This window comes from Pelagirhabdus alkalitolerans (assembly GCF_900096905.1).
GTDB lineage: Bacteria > Bacillota > Bacilli > Bacillales > Amphibacillaceae > Pelagirhabdus > Pelagirhabdus alkalitolerans.
On record NZ_FMYI01000009.1, the window covers coordinates 45,114 to 60,391 of the forward strand.

Genomic DNA, 15,278 nt, shown 5'->3' on the forward strand with positions numbered 1-15,278 from the left:
GTTAAAATTGAATAAAACCTTATCGGTTCGATGAGATAGAGGCGCAATGAAAAATGAGTATCGCACTGGAGCTGCAAGCAAAGAAGGTGTGTGAAAGGTTTAGTTGCCGAAGTGAGTAATGAAAAGCAATTCTATTACTTGCTGGTGTATAGTTGAATAAATTATATACTGTCATGTCTTTTACGTGATGAGCTGTTGATCGACGGAGGATAACACATATTGATTATTTATTTAATAAATAGCAGTAATAGGTTATGTTCTATTACTGCTTTTTTGTATGCTCAAAAAGAAAGTATTGTCAATCGAATGTCGTATAAGTGTCGTTATTCAAAAAATATATTTTGGAGGTTTACAAATGGAAGGAACGATTTATTCTTTAATTCCAGCAGTATTAATGCTGCTCTTAGTGATCGCTACACGTAAGATCTATTTATCTTTAGGCGTTGGGATCTTTGTTGGTGCATTAATGATTACGGATTTTAATTTTGCTGCTATGTTTATTAAAATCTTTGATGTCTTTTTTGCTATTTTTTATACTGCTGAAGATGGTGTTAATGTAGGAAGTTTATATTTACTAGGATTTTTATTATTATTAGGTGTTTTAACAGCAAGTATGACTGCTTCAGGTGGCTCAAAAGCATTTGGGAACTGGGCGATGGAACATGTTAAAACAAGACGTAATGCCCAGCTTGTCCCTGCAATTTTAGGTGTGATGATCTTTATTGATGATTACTTTAACGCACTAGCTGTTGGACAGGTATCGCGCCCTGTTACTGATCGACATCATGTATCAAGGACAAAGCTTGCCTACATCATCGACTCCACATCTGCACCGATTACAGTTATCACACCTATATCAAGTTGGGGTGCTTATATCATTGGAACGATTGGTGCGATTTTTAGTGCAAATCAAGTTGTTGATTATCAACCACTCGAAGCTTTCGTACGTATGATTCCGATGAATCTATATGCGTTTACGTCAATGCTTCTTGTCTTTATTGTTGCAATACTGAATTTGAACTTAGGTTCGATGGCAAAGCATGAAGGCTTGGCTGAGAAAGATGGTCAATTATTCGATTCAAATAAGGGTGGTATTGCCGGAGATATAAAAGAATCGGTTTCGACACACCATCACGGAAAAATGTATCATTTAATTATTCCGATTGTATTATTAGTTGCGGGTACTGTGTTAACGATGTTATGGACAGGCTATTTAGCAACAGAAGAGACTATTACGGTACTTTCATTATTTGCTAATACGAACGTTAATTTATCATTATTTTTAGGTGGATTATTTGCTGTCATCGCATCGTTAATCCTTTATTTACCGTTAGAAAAGCCTAAAACGAACGCATTCACGGTCATCTCTAAGGGGATGGAATCCATGATGCCAGCTATTTATATTTTGATTTTGGCATGGATGATTGGAGATATTATTGGTGAACTTGATACAGGTGGGTTTTTAGCCGGTTTAGTTCAAGATGCAGCAATCAATGCGAGTTACTTACCAATGATTCTATTTGTGATTGCAGGCTTTATGGCACTTGCAACAGGCACGTCTTGGGGCACATTTGGGATTATGCTCCCTATCGCTGCACAAGTTGCTGTTGGAGTTGATGTTTCAATCATCTTACCAGCTATGGCTGCAGTTCTTGCAGGGTCTGTATTTGGTGATCACTGTTCACCCATATCGGATACGTCGATTTTATCTTCTACTGGTGCGGGGTCTAATCACATCGATCACGTTGTTACCCAGCTTCCTTATGCATTTATAAGTGCATTTACAGCATTAGTTGGTTATTTCGTCTATGCATTGACTGAGTCTGTCGGCATTTCATTACTAATTAGCGTTGTATCTGTCGCAGCTATTGCATTTATTCTTCAACAATTTAATAAAAACAAGTAGACTAATAGAGGCGCTTTTGAAGCGTCTCTATTTTTTTGAGAAAAATTCTCATTAGTGGTGTGAAATTCTTTTGACAGAATGAGAATGTGTCGTTATAATCATAAAAGTCAGAAAAAAATAAATATTTAAAAGATTAAGGTGATTTCAATTAATTAGACAGATATATTCAAAAAAATTAAATCACTTTAATGAAAAGAAGGGGAGAGCATTATGGAAAAACGATCACAATGGGGAACACGCCTGGGCTTCTTGCTTGCTGCTATGGGTTCTGCAATCGGCTTAGGTAATATTTGGCGTTTCCCAGCAACAGCTTTTGAAAACGGAGGTGGCGCATTCTTTATTCCTTATTTATTCGCCCTACTAACAGCGGGTATTCCGATGTTGATTATGGAATACACCATTGGGCATAAATATAGAAGTTCAGCACCACGCGCATTCAAACGAATCAGTCCAGGTATGGAATGGATTGGTTGGTGGCAAGTTGCGGTTTCATTTGTTATATCAACGTATTATCCAATCATTGTGTCTTGGGCAATTATGTATACTTATTTTTCTTTCGGACAAGATTGGGGTAATGATGCAACAACGTTCTTCATTGAAGACTTCTTAAGTGTTAGTGAAGCTGGTGTCTTTGGTTCAATGGTTCCAGCTGTTTTGATTCCGCTTATTGCTGTTTGGATTATTGTATTCTTTATTTTATTTAGAGGGGTCAAACGCGGCATTGAATTAGCGAATAAAATTTTTATTCCTATACTAATTATTAGTTTCTTATTAATCGTTATTCGAGCGATTACGTTACCTGGAGCATTAACAGGTTTAGATGAGTTCTTTGCACCGGATTGGTCATCTATTGCAGATGGATCTGTTTGGGTAGCTGCATATGGACAAATATTCTTTAGTTTATCGATTGCATTTGCGATCATGATTACGTTCTCGTCTTATCTACCTAAAAAGTCAGATATTACGAATAACGCATTTATCACTGGGTTTGCTAACTCATCATTTGAATTATTAGCAGGTATTGGTGTATTTGCGGCATTAGGTTTTATGGCTAACCAAACAGGGCAACAAGTATCAGATGTTGTTGAAAGTGGTGTTGGTCTGGCTTTCATGGTATTCCCTGAAATTATTAGCCAAATGCCAGCGTCAGGTTTCTTTGGAACGCTATTCTTTGGTTCGCTTGTACTAGCGGGTCTGTCATCAATGGTCTCTATTTCTGAGACATATATTGCAGGGCTTCGAGAGAAATTCAATCTCTCAAGACGGGCAGCTGTTACTGTTGGGACAAGTTTAGCTGCGGCTATTTCACTCCTTTATGCGAATCAAGGTGGATTGAACTTGTTAGACACAGTCGATTATTTCATCAATAATTATGGTGTAGCACTTGTGGGTCTTTTTGAAATTGTCGCGATTGCTTGGTTTGCGAGAGAGGTTAATCAACTTCAAACACACGCAAATAGTGTGTCTGATATTCGCTTAGGTGCTTGGTGGAAGTTCTCACTTCGTGTGATCACACCACTTGTTTTAGGTTATATGATGATTCTAAATTTAAGAACGGATATGACAACTGACTATGCTGGTTATCCAAGTGAGTATTTATTTAACTTTGGTTGGATGGTAGCATTCGCGGCTATTGCCTTCGGTGCATTTATGGCGATGAAGCGCTGGCCATCTGATGAATCAGGAAAGGATGATCAATAATGTCTACTGCAGCGATTATTATGATGATTGTTGGTATAAGTATCATATGGGGCGGCTTAGGCTTAAGTATTACCCATGCCGTTAATAAATCAAAGAAGGCAAAATAGTTTGTTTTGTTTAAATAGAAAAAGGCAAATGCGAAACTGAATGGGTTTCGCATTTGCTTTTTTTATTGCTCCCAAAGCTTCAATTTGGGATACGGATCATACGAGTAAACGGTATAGCCATCATCTCGATAAAGTCCATAGTGTAGATGAGGGGGGAACTTTCCCGAGGTTCCAGGTGGCCCGTACCCTGAAGCCCCGACACTCCCAATGATGTCACCCGGTGCAACAATTGATCCGACTTCAAGCTCAGAATCGAAATGTTGAAGATGAGCAAAATAATGATAGGTGTTATCTAAATCGCGTATGCCGATTCTCCACCCCCCATACGTATTCCAACCCATAATTTCAACGGTTCCATAGGCAGTCGATTGAACTGGCGTGCCGTAGTGTGCGAAGATATCACACCCCTCATGAATACGACGACCTCCGAACCCACGACCTGATCCCCACGTACTCTGGTAACTATAATGGTGGTTACTAGGAATCGGGAATGCTTTTTCTGATAAATCCGTTGTGTTAAATTGTTTGTACACTTTAGCATTTTGTAAAATCGTTTTAACGGATAAAGGTCGTTCATAAAGTCGCCAAATGGCATTTTTAAGTTCGGTTTCTGTCGGAGAGTAAGTGGATAAATAGGTGGCTAATGTGAACAATTGATCTTCATGATTTTCAAGTGACGCTTCCTTGTTACCCGTTCCATCTTTACCAGCTCCGTTGTGCATTTGTATGGTGATGATATTAGGATCTTGGTTCATGTTGGTCAACCCGTACCACTCAATCGGATCAAAAAATGAATAATGTGGTTCTTCATTATTTAAAGATAGTTGGCTTTCATATTGATCAATCGCAGCTAAATAATACCAAGGCACGTGCGTGATGGTTTCTGTTTTTTTGTATAAATAAAATGGTTCATCAACTTCAGCGAATACAACAGGCGAGTTAAATAAAAATATTAAGCATAAGATGATTATAAAATACATAAGTGTATATCCCCTTCTAAACCGTCATCTGTTATAATATAACCAACTTATAAAAGTGTATTTATAAATATTACGAAAAAATTGATTCGCTAAGCATCAATCTGCTATGCTAAACTGTAGATAATGATGATCAGTTTTAAAAAGGAGTATGACACATGGTTGAAGTTGAAGGACATTGCTATGAAATAATTGAAGAATATAGAGAAGGTTTTGACGAAACAAATTTTGTTGAACGTTATAGTGATATACTAGCTAAATATGACTTCATTGTAGGGGACTGGGGTTACGAGCAATTACGCCTTAAAGGTTTTTTTGATGATCAAAATACAAAAGCAACATTTGATACAAAAGCAAGCACTATCGATGATTATTTGTACGAGTATTGTAATTTTGGCTGTGCTTATTTTGTTGTTAAACGTGTTGATTGCAAGAACTAAAAATGAGCGCTTTATGATCGATATCATAAAGCGCTCATTTTTAGTCATTAGTCAAGTTCTTCATCGTTTGCTGCACTATGCGCTAAACGACTTGATGCAGAAGCGGCAATCGCCCCAACAATATCATCTAAGAAGGTATGACACTTGCCAGATGATTTGTCGTTTAAATCTTTTAAAATCCCTGGTTTTTGCTTATCAATGTAGCCATAGTTTGTAAAGCCGATTGAACCATAGACATTTACAATCGATAAGGCAATAATTTCATCAACGCCATACAATCCTTCATCTGTATCGATGGTTTCTTGCAATGGAGACTCTAGCTTTTTCTCCTCAGCTAATACATCGAGCTGAATCCCTGTTAAAACAGCATTTTGTACTTCGCGTTTACTTAAGACTTTATCAACATTTAAAAGGCAACTCTCCATCGTTAAAGTATCATGATAAGGCGATTGCAAGTAGTAAACCAATTCTCCAATGTCATTTAATGTAACACCACGTTCTTTTAACCACTCTCTCGCTTTTCGTTCAAGTTCAGTTTTAGGTTGTTCTTCAGACATATGATCCCATCCTTCTTTATGCATGATATATATAAATGTACCCTTAAAACTTTCTAATAAAACCTAGATTAATCTTATGTTTATGATATGATAAATTTAATTGAACACTTTTTTCTGAAATTTAAGTTAATTCATGGTTGAATATCGATCGGTGTAAATGTATAATGTCCTCTATAGATAAACATATGTGCATTTGAAAAGAACAAAGGGAGGCGTCTAAATGGATAAAGTAAAAGTTGGTTTATGTGGTTTAGGTACAGTAGGAACAGGTGTTGTACGCGTGCTCGAGAATCACCAGGCACGCATTAAACATAAATTAGGCTGTGAAGTTGAAATTGTAAAAATATTAGTAAATGATGTTAAAAAACCACGTGATGTCATTATTGATCCAAGCTGGTTGACGAACGACCCAGATGAACTGGTTGCCAATGATGAGATTGATATCATTGTAGAAGTAATGGGTGGTATTGAAGATACAAACAAATTATTAGAACGCGCCCTAAAAAACAAAAAACAGATCGTGACAGCGAATAAAGATTTAATGGCACTTTATGGACAGAAATTGTTGCGATTAGCAAAAGAAAATCAATGCGATATTCTATATGATGCTAGTATTGCCGGTGGGATCCCGATTGTTCGTACACTTGATGATGGTCTCGCTTCTGACCATATCGAGAAAGTCATGGGGATTGTCAACGGAACAACTAATTATATTATGACTAAAATGACAGATGAAGGCCGTAGTTTTGATGAAGTCCTAAAAGAAGCACAAGAATTAGGGTTTGCTGAAGCGGATCCAACTTCTGATGTTGATGGTCTTGATGCTGCTCGAAAAATGGCTTTACTCGCTAATTTAGCGTTTAAAATGGAAATTGATTTAACAGATGTGGCTGTAAAAGGGATTCGTGATGTGACTCAAGCTGATATTAACTTTGCTGAAAGCTTGGGATATACGATTAAATTAATTGGTATTGCTGAAATGCACGATCATAAAGCGCAAGTGACAGTTGAGCCAACATTGTTACCGAAAGATCATCCGTTAGCATTAGTTAAAAATGAATTTAACGCTGTTTTTGTTCATGGTGAAGCCGTTGGTGAAACGATGTTTTATGGACCAGGGGCTGGAAGTATGCCGACAGCAACAGCTGTTGTATCTGATCTTATGGAAGTTATTCGTAACCTGCGTTTAGGTATCAGTGGTAATACGATGATTGATCCACAGTTTAAACGTCAACTTAAAACAGACCAAGAAAAATACTCACGTCATTTTATTCGCTTAGCTGTTGAAGATCAGGCTGGTGCGTTCCAGGCCATTACCAATGTATTCTCTGATCGTAATGTGAGTTTTGCGAAAATCTTGCAGTTACCTGCAGAAAAAGAAGATCATGCCGAAATTGTGATGACAACACATGAGATATCACAAGAGCAATTATTAAATAGCTTACAAGCATTAGAAAAATTAGATGTAGTGAATCGTTTAATTAGTCACTACCGTGTAGATGGGGAGGAGTCATAAGATGGCTTGGGAAGGACTTTTAAAAGCGTATAAAGATTATTTACCAGTGAATGAGGATACACCATTAATCAGTTTACATGAAGGGAATACACCACTGATTAAATTAGAGAATTTATCTAAGAAATATAATATTGAAGCTTACGCAAAAACAGAGGGGATTAATCCAACTGGATCATTTAAAGACCGTGGTATGGTGATGGCAATGGCTAAAGCGATCGAATCCGGCGCTAAGACCGTGATCTGTGCCTCAACCGGGAATACATCAGCCTCAGCTTCTGCTTTTGCTGCTCGTGCTGGTTTACGTTCGATTGTGGTCATACCAGAAGGGAAGATCGCACAAGGGAAGTTAGCACAAGCCGTTATGTACGGTGCAGAGATCTATTCCATTAAAGGAAATTTTGATGATGCGTTAAAAATTGTTCGTAAATTAGGGGAACAAGATGATATTACACTTGTGAACTCTGTGAACCCGTACCGTATTGAAGGTCAGAAAACGGCCGCATTTGAAGTGTGTGATGTGCTAGGGCAAGCTCCAGATTATCTGTTTATACCTGTTGGAAATGCTGGAAATATTACGGCGTATTGGAAAGGTTTTAAAGAATATCATGAACAAAAAGCAACTGGCTTACCTAAAATGATGGGTTATGAAGCAAGTGGAGCAGCAGCCATTGTTCATGACAGGATCTTTGAGAATCCCGAGACGGTTGGAACAGCGATTCGAATCGGAAATCCAGCGAGCTGGAAACAAGCCGTTAAGGCCCGCGAAGAGTCTGAAGGTGTCATTGATGAGATTACAGATGATGAGATGATTGAAGCGTATCAATGGATTGCAGAAAATGAAGGTATTTTTGCGGAACCCGCATCGAATGCATCTGTTGCAGGACTTTTCAAAGCACTTAAAGAAGGTAAAGTGAAAGAAGGATCAAAGGTTGTTTGTGTCCTAACTGGGAATGGCTTAAAAGATCCGTTTACCGCGATTGAACACAGTGATATTAAACCGACTGTACTGGAGAACGATGAAGAATTAGTGATGAAGGAAATTCTTGGTCGGGTCACATCATGAGTTTTAACATAACAGTACCCGCAACGTCAGCAAATTTAGGTGCTGGATTTGATTCGATTGGTATAGCACTTAATTTATATATGACGTTGACGATTGAATCATCCGACGCATGGATATTTAATTCAGAGTCTGAGCATTTGAAAGATGTCGAGACAGATGAACGTAATTTTATTTATCAAGTCGCCTTAAAAGTGGCTAAACGCTATCATTATGATTCATTACCACCACAACGCGTGGTCATTCAAAGTGATATTCCTTTAGCCAGAGGACTTGGTAGTAGTGCAACAGCAATAGCTGCAGGCATTGAATTAGCTAATCAATTACTTAATCTTAATTTGGCTGAGGATGAAAAAGTATTAATTGCAACGGAGATTGAAGGTCACCCTGATAATGTAGCACCCGCTATTTTAGGAGGATGTGTGATTGGGTATTACGATCAAGAACTTTATACATCACGTATTCCTGTACAAGATGTAACATTTTTAACAATAATCCCCAATTTTGAATTAAAAACATCAGATGCTCGTAAAGTGTTACCTGAGTCATTCTCATATTCTGAGAGTGTACAAGCGAGTAGTGTTGCAAATGTTAGTGTAGCAGCTATTGCTAGTGGGGACTGGGGGTTGTTAGGTGAAATGATGAAGAAAGATCGATTTCATCATCCCTATCGACAGTCTTTGATCCCACATTATAGTGAAGTTGAAAAGGCATTGTCTCCTTACGTATATGGAACTTATATTAGTGGCGCGGGTCCAACAATGATTGCTATAGTTGAACAAAGTACGGCAAACCAATATATAGAACAATGGTCAAAAGAATATCCGAGCTTGCTATTTAAACCGTTGAAACCTGTGAATAAAGGCTTAGTGGTACATAGCTAGACGCTTAAGCATCCAATAGACTAGTTTAATAGAGACTAGTCTATTGGATGTTTATTTTATGATCTTAGAAACCCCCTGGCTATGCCGGGGGTTCCAAAGAGCTTCCAGCGAGGTGTCAAAAAAAGCCTCACTTCATGGTAAGATAAGGTTGGTTTCCCGACCACCAAATCTCGTCACGAAGGAGGCACGTCCAATGCAGGACAAGAATAGTTTAGCACATACCCAATGGAGATGTAAGTATCATATCGTTTTTGCACCCAAATATAGAAGGCAAATTATTTATGGGAAATATAAAAGAAGCATTGGTGAAATAATTAGAGAACTTTGTGAAAGGAAAGGTGTTGAAATACATGAAGCAAACGCATGTAAAGATCACATACACATGTTAGTTAGTATTCCACCGAAATTGAGTGTGTCTCAATTCATGGGTAATTTAAAAGGTAAAAGTAGTTTGATGATTTTTGACAGACACGCTAACTTAAAATACAGATACGGCAATCGGAAATTTTGGTGTAGAGGTTTTTTCGTCGATACAGTGGGGCGAAACAAACATCAAATTCAAGAATATATAAGGAATCAGCTCAAAGAAGATTATATAAGTGATCAATTAACTTTATTTGAAGAGTTTGATCCGTTTACAGGGCAAAAAAATAAGAAAAGATAAAGGATTCTTTAAGAATCAGCGAGTGAGTGTGGTGCATAAGGGAAACCCTTTCAGTGGGCCTTTAAGGCCGAGGCCGGCAACAAAGGCTTTCAGCCGCAGAACAAACCACCAGTTCACACTGGTGGTTTTGATTATGTGTAAATTGACAATAAATACACGTCGTGTTACGATTTTTATGTACCCTACTAGGGTAGGGGTAAATGAAAAGGAGTGGTAAAATGTCTGATCGTAAACAAGCGAAGCCGACTGTTTGGACAATTGATGGTATGTCTTGTAGTAGTTGCTCGCTAAATATAGAGAAACGATTGAATCAGTTAGATGGTGTTATAGAAGCTAATGTTAATTTGGCTTCTGAAAAAGCAAAGATTTCATATGATGAGAATAAAATATCTAAGGAAACGATTGAGAAAGAAATAAAAGATTTAGGTTATTTAGCTTCTAAAGAGGAAGAGAATCAGACAGAAAAGGTAACCCTTCCTGTTGAAGGAATGACGTGCTCAGCATGTAGCAATCGAATTGAAAAAGTCGTCTCTCGCATGGACGGTGTTAAAGAGGCAGGCGTTAACTTGCCGAATGAAAAAATCACACTGGAATACGATCCGAATTCAACTCGATTACTTACCATACAAGAAAAAGTAGAGAAGTTAGGCTATCAATTAGTTCTTGAAAAAGAAGAGGATGAAACAGAAGATCGAGAAGAACGAAAAATCAATCAAGCAGCTAAAAAGATGTATATCTCAGTCGGATTTGCATCTGTCATCATGATTTTAATGGTTATTCATATGTTCATGGTTCCGATTCCGTTCTATTTACCGATTGTTGCCGTTTTAGGGGCTCCGGTTGTATTTGGAACAGGATTACACGTTCATAAGGGCGCATTTAAAGCATTAAGATCGAAAAGCCCGAACATGGATGTTCTTGTGATGTTAGGGTCATTGTTACCTTATATAATTGGTTTAATGGGTCTTTTCTTCCCGATTCAAACATTTATCGAAATGGCAACGACGATAATGACCTTTCATTTAGTCGGTAAATTTTTAGAAGTTCGAGCGAAAGGGAAAGCATCACAAGCGATAAAAAAATTGCTAGAGATGGGTGCGAAAACAGCCCGTATTTTATCTGATGGAAAAGAAAAAGATGTACCCGTTAAGGACTTACAACCTGGAGATATTATGATCATTAAACCGGGTGAGAAGGTACCGACCGATGGTATTGTCATTGAAGGAAATGGACTTTTAGATGAGTCGATGGCAACAGGTGAGTCGATGCCTGTAAAACGTGAACAAGGTGAAGAAGTTATTGGTGCAACGATTAACAAGCAAGGACTCATTAAAGTAAAAGTAACGAAGGTCGGTAAAGATACATTTTTATCACAAGTTGTGAAAATGATGGAAGAGGCTCAAGGCTCTAAAGTGCCAATCCAAGAATTTGCTGATCGAATCACCGGCTACTTTGTTCCAGCGATTATGATTTTAACTACTTTAACATTTGCTTCTTATTTAATATTCCCTGATTTTCATCAATCGATCATTGAATGGGGGGCTTCATTCTTACCATGGGTGAATCCTGACTTAACACCACTGACGCTAGCATTTATTACAGCGACAGCAGTCTTAGTTATCTCATGCCCATGTGCTCTCGGTTTAGGAACTCCGACTGCTTTAATGGTCGGTAGTGGAATGGGAGCTGAGGAAGGCATTTTAATTCGAAATGGTGAAGCGATTCAAACATTTAAAGATGTTGATATGATCGCATTCGATAAAACGGGCACCATTACAAAAGGTCAACCTGAAGTGACAGACCTTATAGTAGAGAGTGGGGTTAATGAGCATGATCTTCTCTACTACACTGCTTCAATTGAGAAAGGTTCAGAACATCCGTTAGCACAAGCTATGATCGATAAAGCAAAAGCAAACCAGATTGAGTTGACAGATCCTGTTGATTTCAAAACACATGTTGGGAATGGAATTGAAGGACTGGTTGATCAAAAAAGTGTATTAATAGGGAATCGTGGTTTAATGGATCGATTCAATATTGATCACACTTCTGTCTCAGATGATTTAGTCCGATTGGAAAATGAGGCTAAAACCGCGATGCTCGTTGCAGTTGATCATCAATTGTTGGGTGTTATTGCTGTATCTGATCCAATTAAAGAAGACTCTGTAGAAGCGATTAAAGCTTTACACGCACTTGGTATTAAAAGTGCTATGGTAACTGGAGATAATGAACGAACAGCTCAAGCGATCGCTAAAAAAGTTGGGATTGATCATTATATTGCTGAAGTATTACCAGACGGTAAAGTCGATGCAGTAAAGGACCTACAAAAATCATACACAGTAGCGATGGTCGGTGACGGCATTAATGATGCTCCCGCTTTAAAACAAGCAAGCATCGGTATTGCGATTGGTACGGGGACTGATATAGCGATTGAAGCGGCAGATGTAACACTTGTACGCGGTGAGCTCTTGGGCATTGTGTCTGCAGTTAAATTATCACACGCGATCTTCAAGAAGATTAAACAAAATTACTTCTGGGCATGGTTTTACAATGCAGCCTTCATCCCTGTTGCCATGCTTGGTTTATTACACCCAATGATCGGTGCAGCAGCGATGGCTGTCAGCTCATTGAATGTTGTCTATAATTCATTGAGATTAAAAAGAGTGGATATCAAATCGTAAATAAGTTGCTTTTTAACGATGCGAAAGCACTATATAAAAACAGGTGATTTTTAATCAATCATCTGTTTTTATTTTTTTAAAAGTATTAACGTGCATACTATGTTTTAGAAACGTCATTTCCTCGATAAAATCTTGATACTTATCCATTAATATGAACTTCTAATGCTTTTAAAAAAAGGGGCGAATATATAGATGGTAGAGTTATTTTCAGTTGGACCTTTTACCATTCATTTTTTTGGTTTAATGATTGCTTTAGGTGTACTGGCAGGATTATGGTTGCTTAAAATTTTAGCTGTTAAGGAGCAAGTTGATTATAAAAAAATAATAGATATAGGGGTTATGGCATTACTCGGTGGTGTCATTGGTGCACGTTTGTTTTATATTGTTTTTTACAATCCCGAACCTTATATAACAAACCCAGTTGAGATCTTAATGGTTCAGCAAGGTGGACTGTCCATTCATGGAGGCTTGTTAGCCGGAATAGTAACTGGACTTCTTCTATTAAAGAAACATGGATTACCTATATGGAAAACATTAGATATAGCTGGTCCTGGCATAATATTGGCACAAGCGATTAGTCGCATTGGTTGTGATATATTTGGCAAACCCATTTCAGAATCATGGTTTTGGGGAATCACATTTAATAATGAGCATTTGCATCCAGTTCAAGCCTATGAGTTTTTATTTAATTATATATTGTTAGGGTATCTAATCTGGTTGTTTCATAAAAAAGTGTATCACGGTCAAGTATTTTGGCATTATGTGATCAGTTTCATGTTTATTCGGGGGGGTGTTGAATTATTTAGAATTAACCCTCAAATTTTAGGATTTTTCAGTGTAAGCCATTTGTTAAGCCTAGTAGGAATCATTATCTCATTGGCTATGATGAATTATTGCAGGAAGCATAATAGATTATCAAGATCAAGTCATACGTTAACCATTAAAAATCTTGTTAAGCTAACCATAATAATTGTTTGTTTAATGGTTGTGTCGTTGATTATTTATTATGGTATACATACATGGATATAAGGTGAGGGGATCTATGAAATTAAGGTGTACAATTAGTGATATCGTGTTAATTGCTCTATTGTTGATTTTATCATTTACACCACTTTTTATTTTTTCTAACCCGTTCAGCTCGAATCAAGCCTTACAAGCAACTGTTCAAGTTGATCAAACCGTGGTGGATGAAATAGACTTATCAGGTGTTAATGAATCAAAGATGATCGAAGTACCTGAAATCAAATGTAATGATGAAGGCATTGAAATAGACGATAATGCAGTTCGAGTGCGAAAGTCAGATTGTCCTGAACAAATCTGTGTTCGAACTGGTTTTATAGCAAGTCCTGGTGAAGCGATTATTTGCTTGCCACATCGTGTTGTGATTGAAATAACATCAAATGATAGCTCTATTGATGATGTTATCAGTTATTAAATTATAAGATTCACTCGAATTAGAAATATTTTTTTAATCTTGCTGTTATACACTTTGCATAAAATCTCCACAATTACAAATTAATCTGTAAATAGAAAAAAAGATTGGTTTGAGGAGGATGCATTGTGTTAATACATATAAAAATTAAGCTGTTAATTTTGTTGGTTATTTTTATATCATTTCCGTTACTGTTCATAACGGAGGTAAGAGCTGAAAGTCCAGAGGATATTGAGCAGCAAATTGAAGAGAATGAAGAAGAAATGGTTCAGTTGGATGAAGAAACTGAAAATATATCAGAAGAGATAGTCCGTATGAATGCGAGTCTACAGGAAAAAGATAAAGAACTTGGGCAAATTGAACAGAATATTGAAAGATCAGAAAATGAAATAAGTGAAACGCAAGATGAGATTGAAAAATTAAACAATGAAATAATTGAATTAGAAGAGCGAATTGAAAGACGAGAAGATATAATAGGTGATCGCCTTCGTTCTATGCAACAAAATGATCGGAAGTGGGGTTATCTTGAAGTCTTGTTTAACTCTAAAGATTTTTCAGATCTTATTTCAAGACTGTCAGCTATTACAACAATAATGGAGCAAGACCAAACATTATATGAATCACAACAAACTGATTTAGAAGATGTTGAGGCTATCAAAGTTGAACTAAGTGATCAAAAAGCATCCGAAGAAGAACAATTGGCTCAATTAGAAGAAGAGAATGAAAAATTGAGTGAACAAATTAATCAAGTGGAAACAGCAGAAGCTCAATTAGAAGAAAAATTACAGGCAAATAATTTAAAAATTGAAGAGTTGGAGCAAGAACAAGCTCAATTGGCGGAAAAGAAAGAGGCACAATTGACGACAATGTCATACGAAGAAGAAAGCGGTAGTTCTTCTGACTCTTCTGAATCAAATAATGTGGGATCAAACACTCAGTCAAGCGCACCATCAAATGCAGGTATTAATAATTCAGATAGTCCATTCATTTGGCCAACAATTGGCGGTGTGATTACGTCATACCAAGGCCCGCGTTGGGGGAGTTTCCATAAAGGCATTGATATAGCGAGACCAGATGATTATTCCATTTTAGCAGCAGACGGAGGCGTGATCACGTTTTCAGGTTGGATAAATGGATATGGAAATACAATTGAAATTGATCATCAGAACGGCTATACAACACAATATGCCCATTTAGAAAGTAAGGATGTTAATGTGGGTGATCAAGTAAATCAAGGAGACGTTATTGGAATTATGGGTACTACAGGAAGATCAACAGGTATTCATCTTGATTTCGAGGTCTATCATGAGGGTGAATTATTAAACCCAATGGATATTTTACCTTAATAATATTAGA

The 15,278-nt window shown here is 37.3% G+C and carries 14 protein-coding genes and 1 riboswitch; of the genes, 12 read left to right on the top strand and 2 right to left on the bottom strand.

All coding sequences use genetic code 11. The features are described from left to right. Nucleotides 1–28: 28 nt before the first annotated feature. Nucleotides 29–203, top strand: a riboswitch (Lysine riboswitch). Nucleotides 204–355: 152 nt separating this feature from the next. The 3 genes from BLR62_RS10295 (at nucleotide 356) to BLR62_RS10305 (ending at nucleotide 3,714) form a co-directional block, all read left to right on the top strand. Next, nucleotides 356–1,906, top strand: a complete 1,551-nt coding sequence (locus tag BLR62_RS10295; protein ID WP_090796593.1) for a Na+/H+ antiporter NhaC family protein — start codon at nucleotides 356–358, stop codon at nucleotides 1,904–1,906. A 210-nt stretch (nucleotides 1,907–2,116) separates the two neighbouring features. Continuing rightward, entirely contained in the window at nucleotides 2,117–3,607 is a 1,491-nt protein-coding gene (locus tag BLR62_RS10300; protein ID WP_090796594.1) for a sodium-dependent transporter, read from the top strand. Continuing rightward, nucleotides 3,607–3,714, top strand: coding sequence for a methionine/alanine import family NSS transporter small subunit (locus BLR62_RS10305; RefSeq protein WP_090796597.1), 108 nt, complete (start codon nucleotides 3,607–3,609; stop codon nucleotides 3,712–3,714). The genes BLR62_RS10300 and BLR62_RS10305 overlap by 1 nt, the downstream gene beginning before the upstream one ends. Nucleotides 3,715–3,776: 62 nt before the next feature. Here BLR62_RS10305 and BLR62_RS10310 read toward each other — a convergent pair whose 3' ends face one another. Continuing rightward, on the bottom strand, nucleotides 3,777–4,694 hold the full coding sequence (locus tag BLR62_RS10310) for a M23 family metallopeptidase (RefSeq protein WP_090796600.1): 918 nt from the start codon (nucleotides 4,692–4,694) through the stop codon (nucleotides 3,777–3,779). A 155-nt stretch (nucleotides 4,695–4,849) separates the two neighbouring features. On the opposite strand from BLR62_RS10310, the gene BLR62_RS10315 reads away from it, so the two are divergent. Continuing rightward, entirely contained in the window at nucleotides 4,850–5,131 is a 282-nt protein-coding gene (locus tag BLR62_RS10315) for a YutD family protein (protein WP_090796602.1), read from the top strand. Nucleotides 5,132–5,178: 47 nt separating this feature from the next. Here BLR62_RS10315 and BLR62_RS10320 read toward each other — a convergent pair whose 3' ends face one another. Next, a complete protein-coding gene (locus BLR62_RS10320) occupies nucleotides 5,179–5,688 on the bottom strand; it encodes a phosphatidylglycerophosphatase A family protein (protein WP_090796604.1) in 510 nt (169 codons plus the stop codon). Nucleotides 5,689–5,908: 220 nt separating this feature from the next. On the opposite strand from BLR62_RS10320, the gene BLR62_RS10325 reads away from it, so the two are divergent. The 8 genes from BLR62_RS10325 to BLR62_RS10360 all read left to right on the top strand — a co-directional run bounded on the left by BLR62_RS10325 (nucleotide 5,909) and on the right by BLR62_RS10360 (nucleotide 15,268). Beyond that, on the top strand, nucleotides 5,909–7,204 hold the full coding sequence (locus BLR62_RS10325) for a homoserine dehydrogenase (RefSeq protein ID WP_090796607.1): 1,296 nt from the start codon (nucleotides 5,909–5,911) through the stop codon (nucleotides 7,202–7,204). 1 nt (nucleotide 7,205) lies between these two features. Beyond that, nucleotides 7,206–8,267, top strand: a complete 1,062-nt coding sequence (gene thrC, locus BLR62_RS10330; RefSeq protein ID WP_090796609.1) for a threonine synthase — start codon at nucleotides 7,206–7,208, stop codon at nucleotides 8,265–8,267. Beyond that, nucleotides 8,264–9,148 (top strand): homoserine kinase, encoded by an 885-nt coding sequence (thrB, locus tag BLR62_RS10335; protein WP_090796610.1) that lies wholly within the window; start codon nucleotides 8,264–8,266, stop codon nucleotides 9,146–9,148. The genes thrC and thrB overlap by 4 nt, the downstream gene beginning before the upstream one ends. 193 nt (nucleotides 9,149–9,341) lie before the next feature. Further along, the gene (tnpA, locus tag BLR62_RS10340; RefSeq protein WP_090796611.1) at nucleotides 9,342–9,812 is read left to right on the top strand and encodes an IS200/IS605 family transposase; all 471 of its coding nucleotides are present in this window, start codon (nucleotides 9,342–9,344) and stop codon (nucleotides 9,810–9,812) included. A 218-nt stretch (nucleotides 9,813–10,030) separates the two neighbouring features. Then, on the top strand, nucleotides 10,031–12,490 hold the full coding sequence (locus tag BLR62_RS10345; RefSeq protein ID WP_090796613.1) for a heavy metal translocating P-type ATPase: 2,460 nt from the start codon (nucleotides 10,031–10,033) through the stop codon (nucleotides 12,488–12,490). A 192-nt stretch (nucleotides 12,491–12,682) separates the two neighbouring features. Then, the gene (gene lgt, locus BLR62_RS10350) at nucleotides 12,683–13,519 is read left to right on the top strand and encodes a prolipoprotein diacylglyceryl transferase (RefSeq protein WP_090796615.1); all 837 of its coding nucleotides are present in this window, start codon (nucleotides 12,683–12,685) and stop codon (nucleotides 13,517–13,519) included. A 13-nt stretch (nucleotides 13,520–13,532) separates the two neighbouring features. Beyond that, on the top strand, nucleotides 13,533–13,925 hold the full coding sequence (locus BLR62_RS10355) for a NusG domain II-containing protein (RefSeq protein ID WP_176759278.1): 393 nt from the start codon (nucleotides 13,533–13,535) through the stop codon (nucleotides 13,923–13,925). 125 nt (nucleotides 13,926–14,050) lie between these two features. Then, a complete protein-coding gene (locus BLR62_RS10360; protein WP_090796621.1) occupies nucleotides 14,051–15,268 on the top strand; it encodes a murein hydrolase activator EnvC family protein in 1,218 nt (405 codons plus the stop codon). The last annotated feature ends 10 nt before the right edge of the window (nucleotides 15,269–15,278 follow it).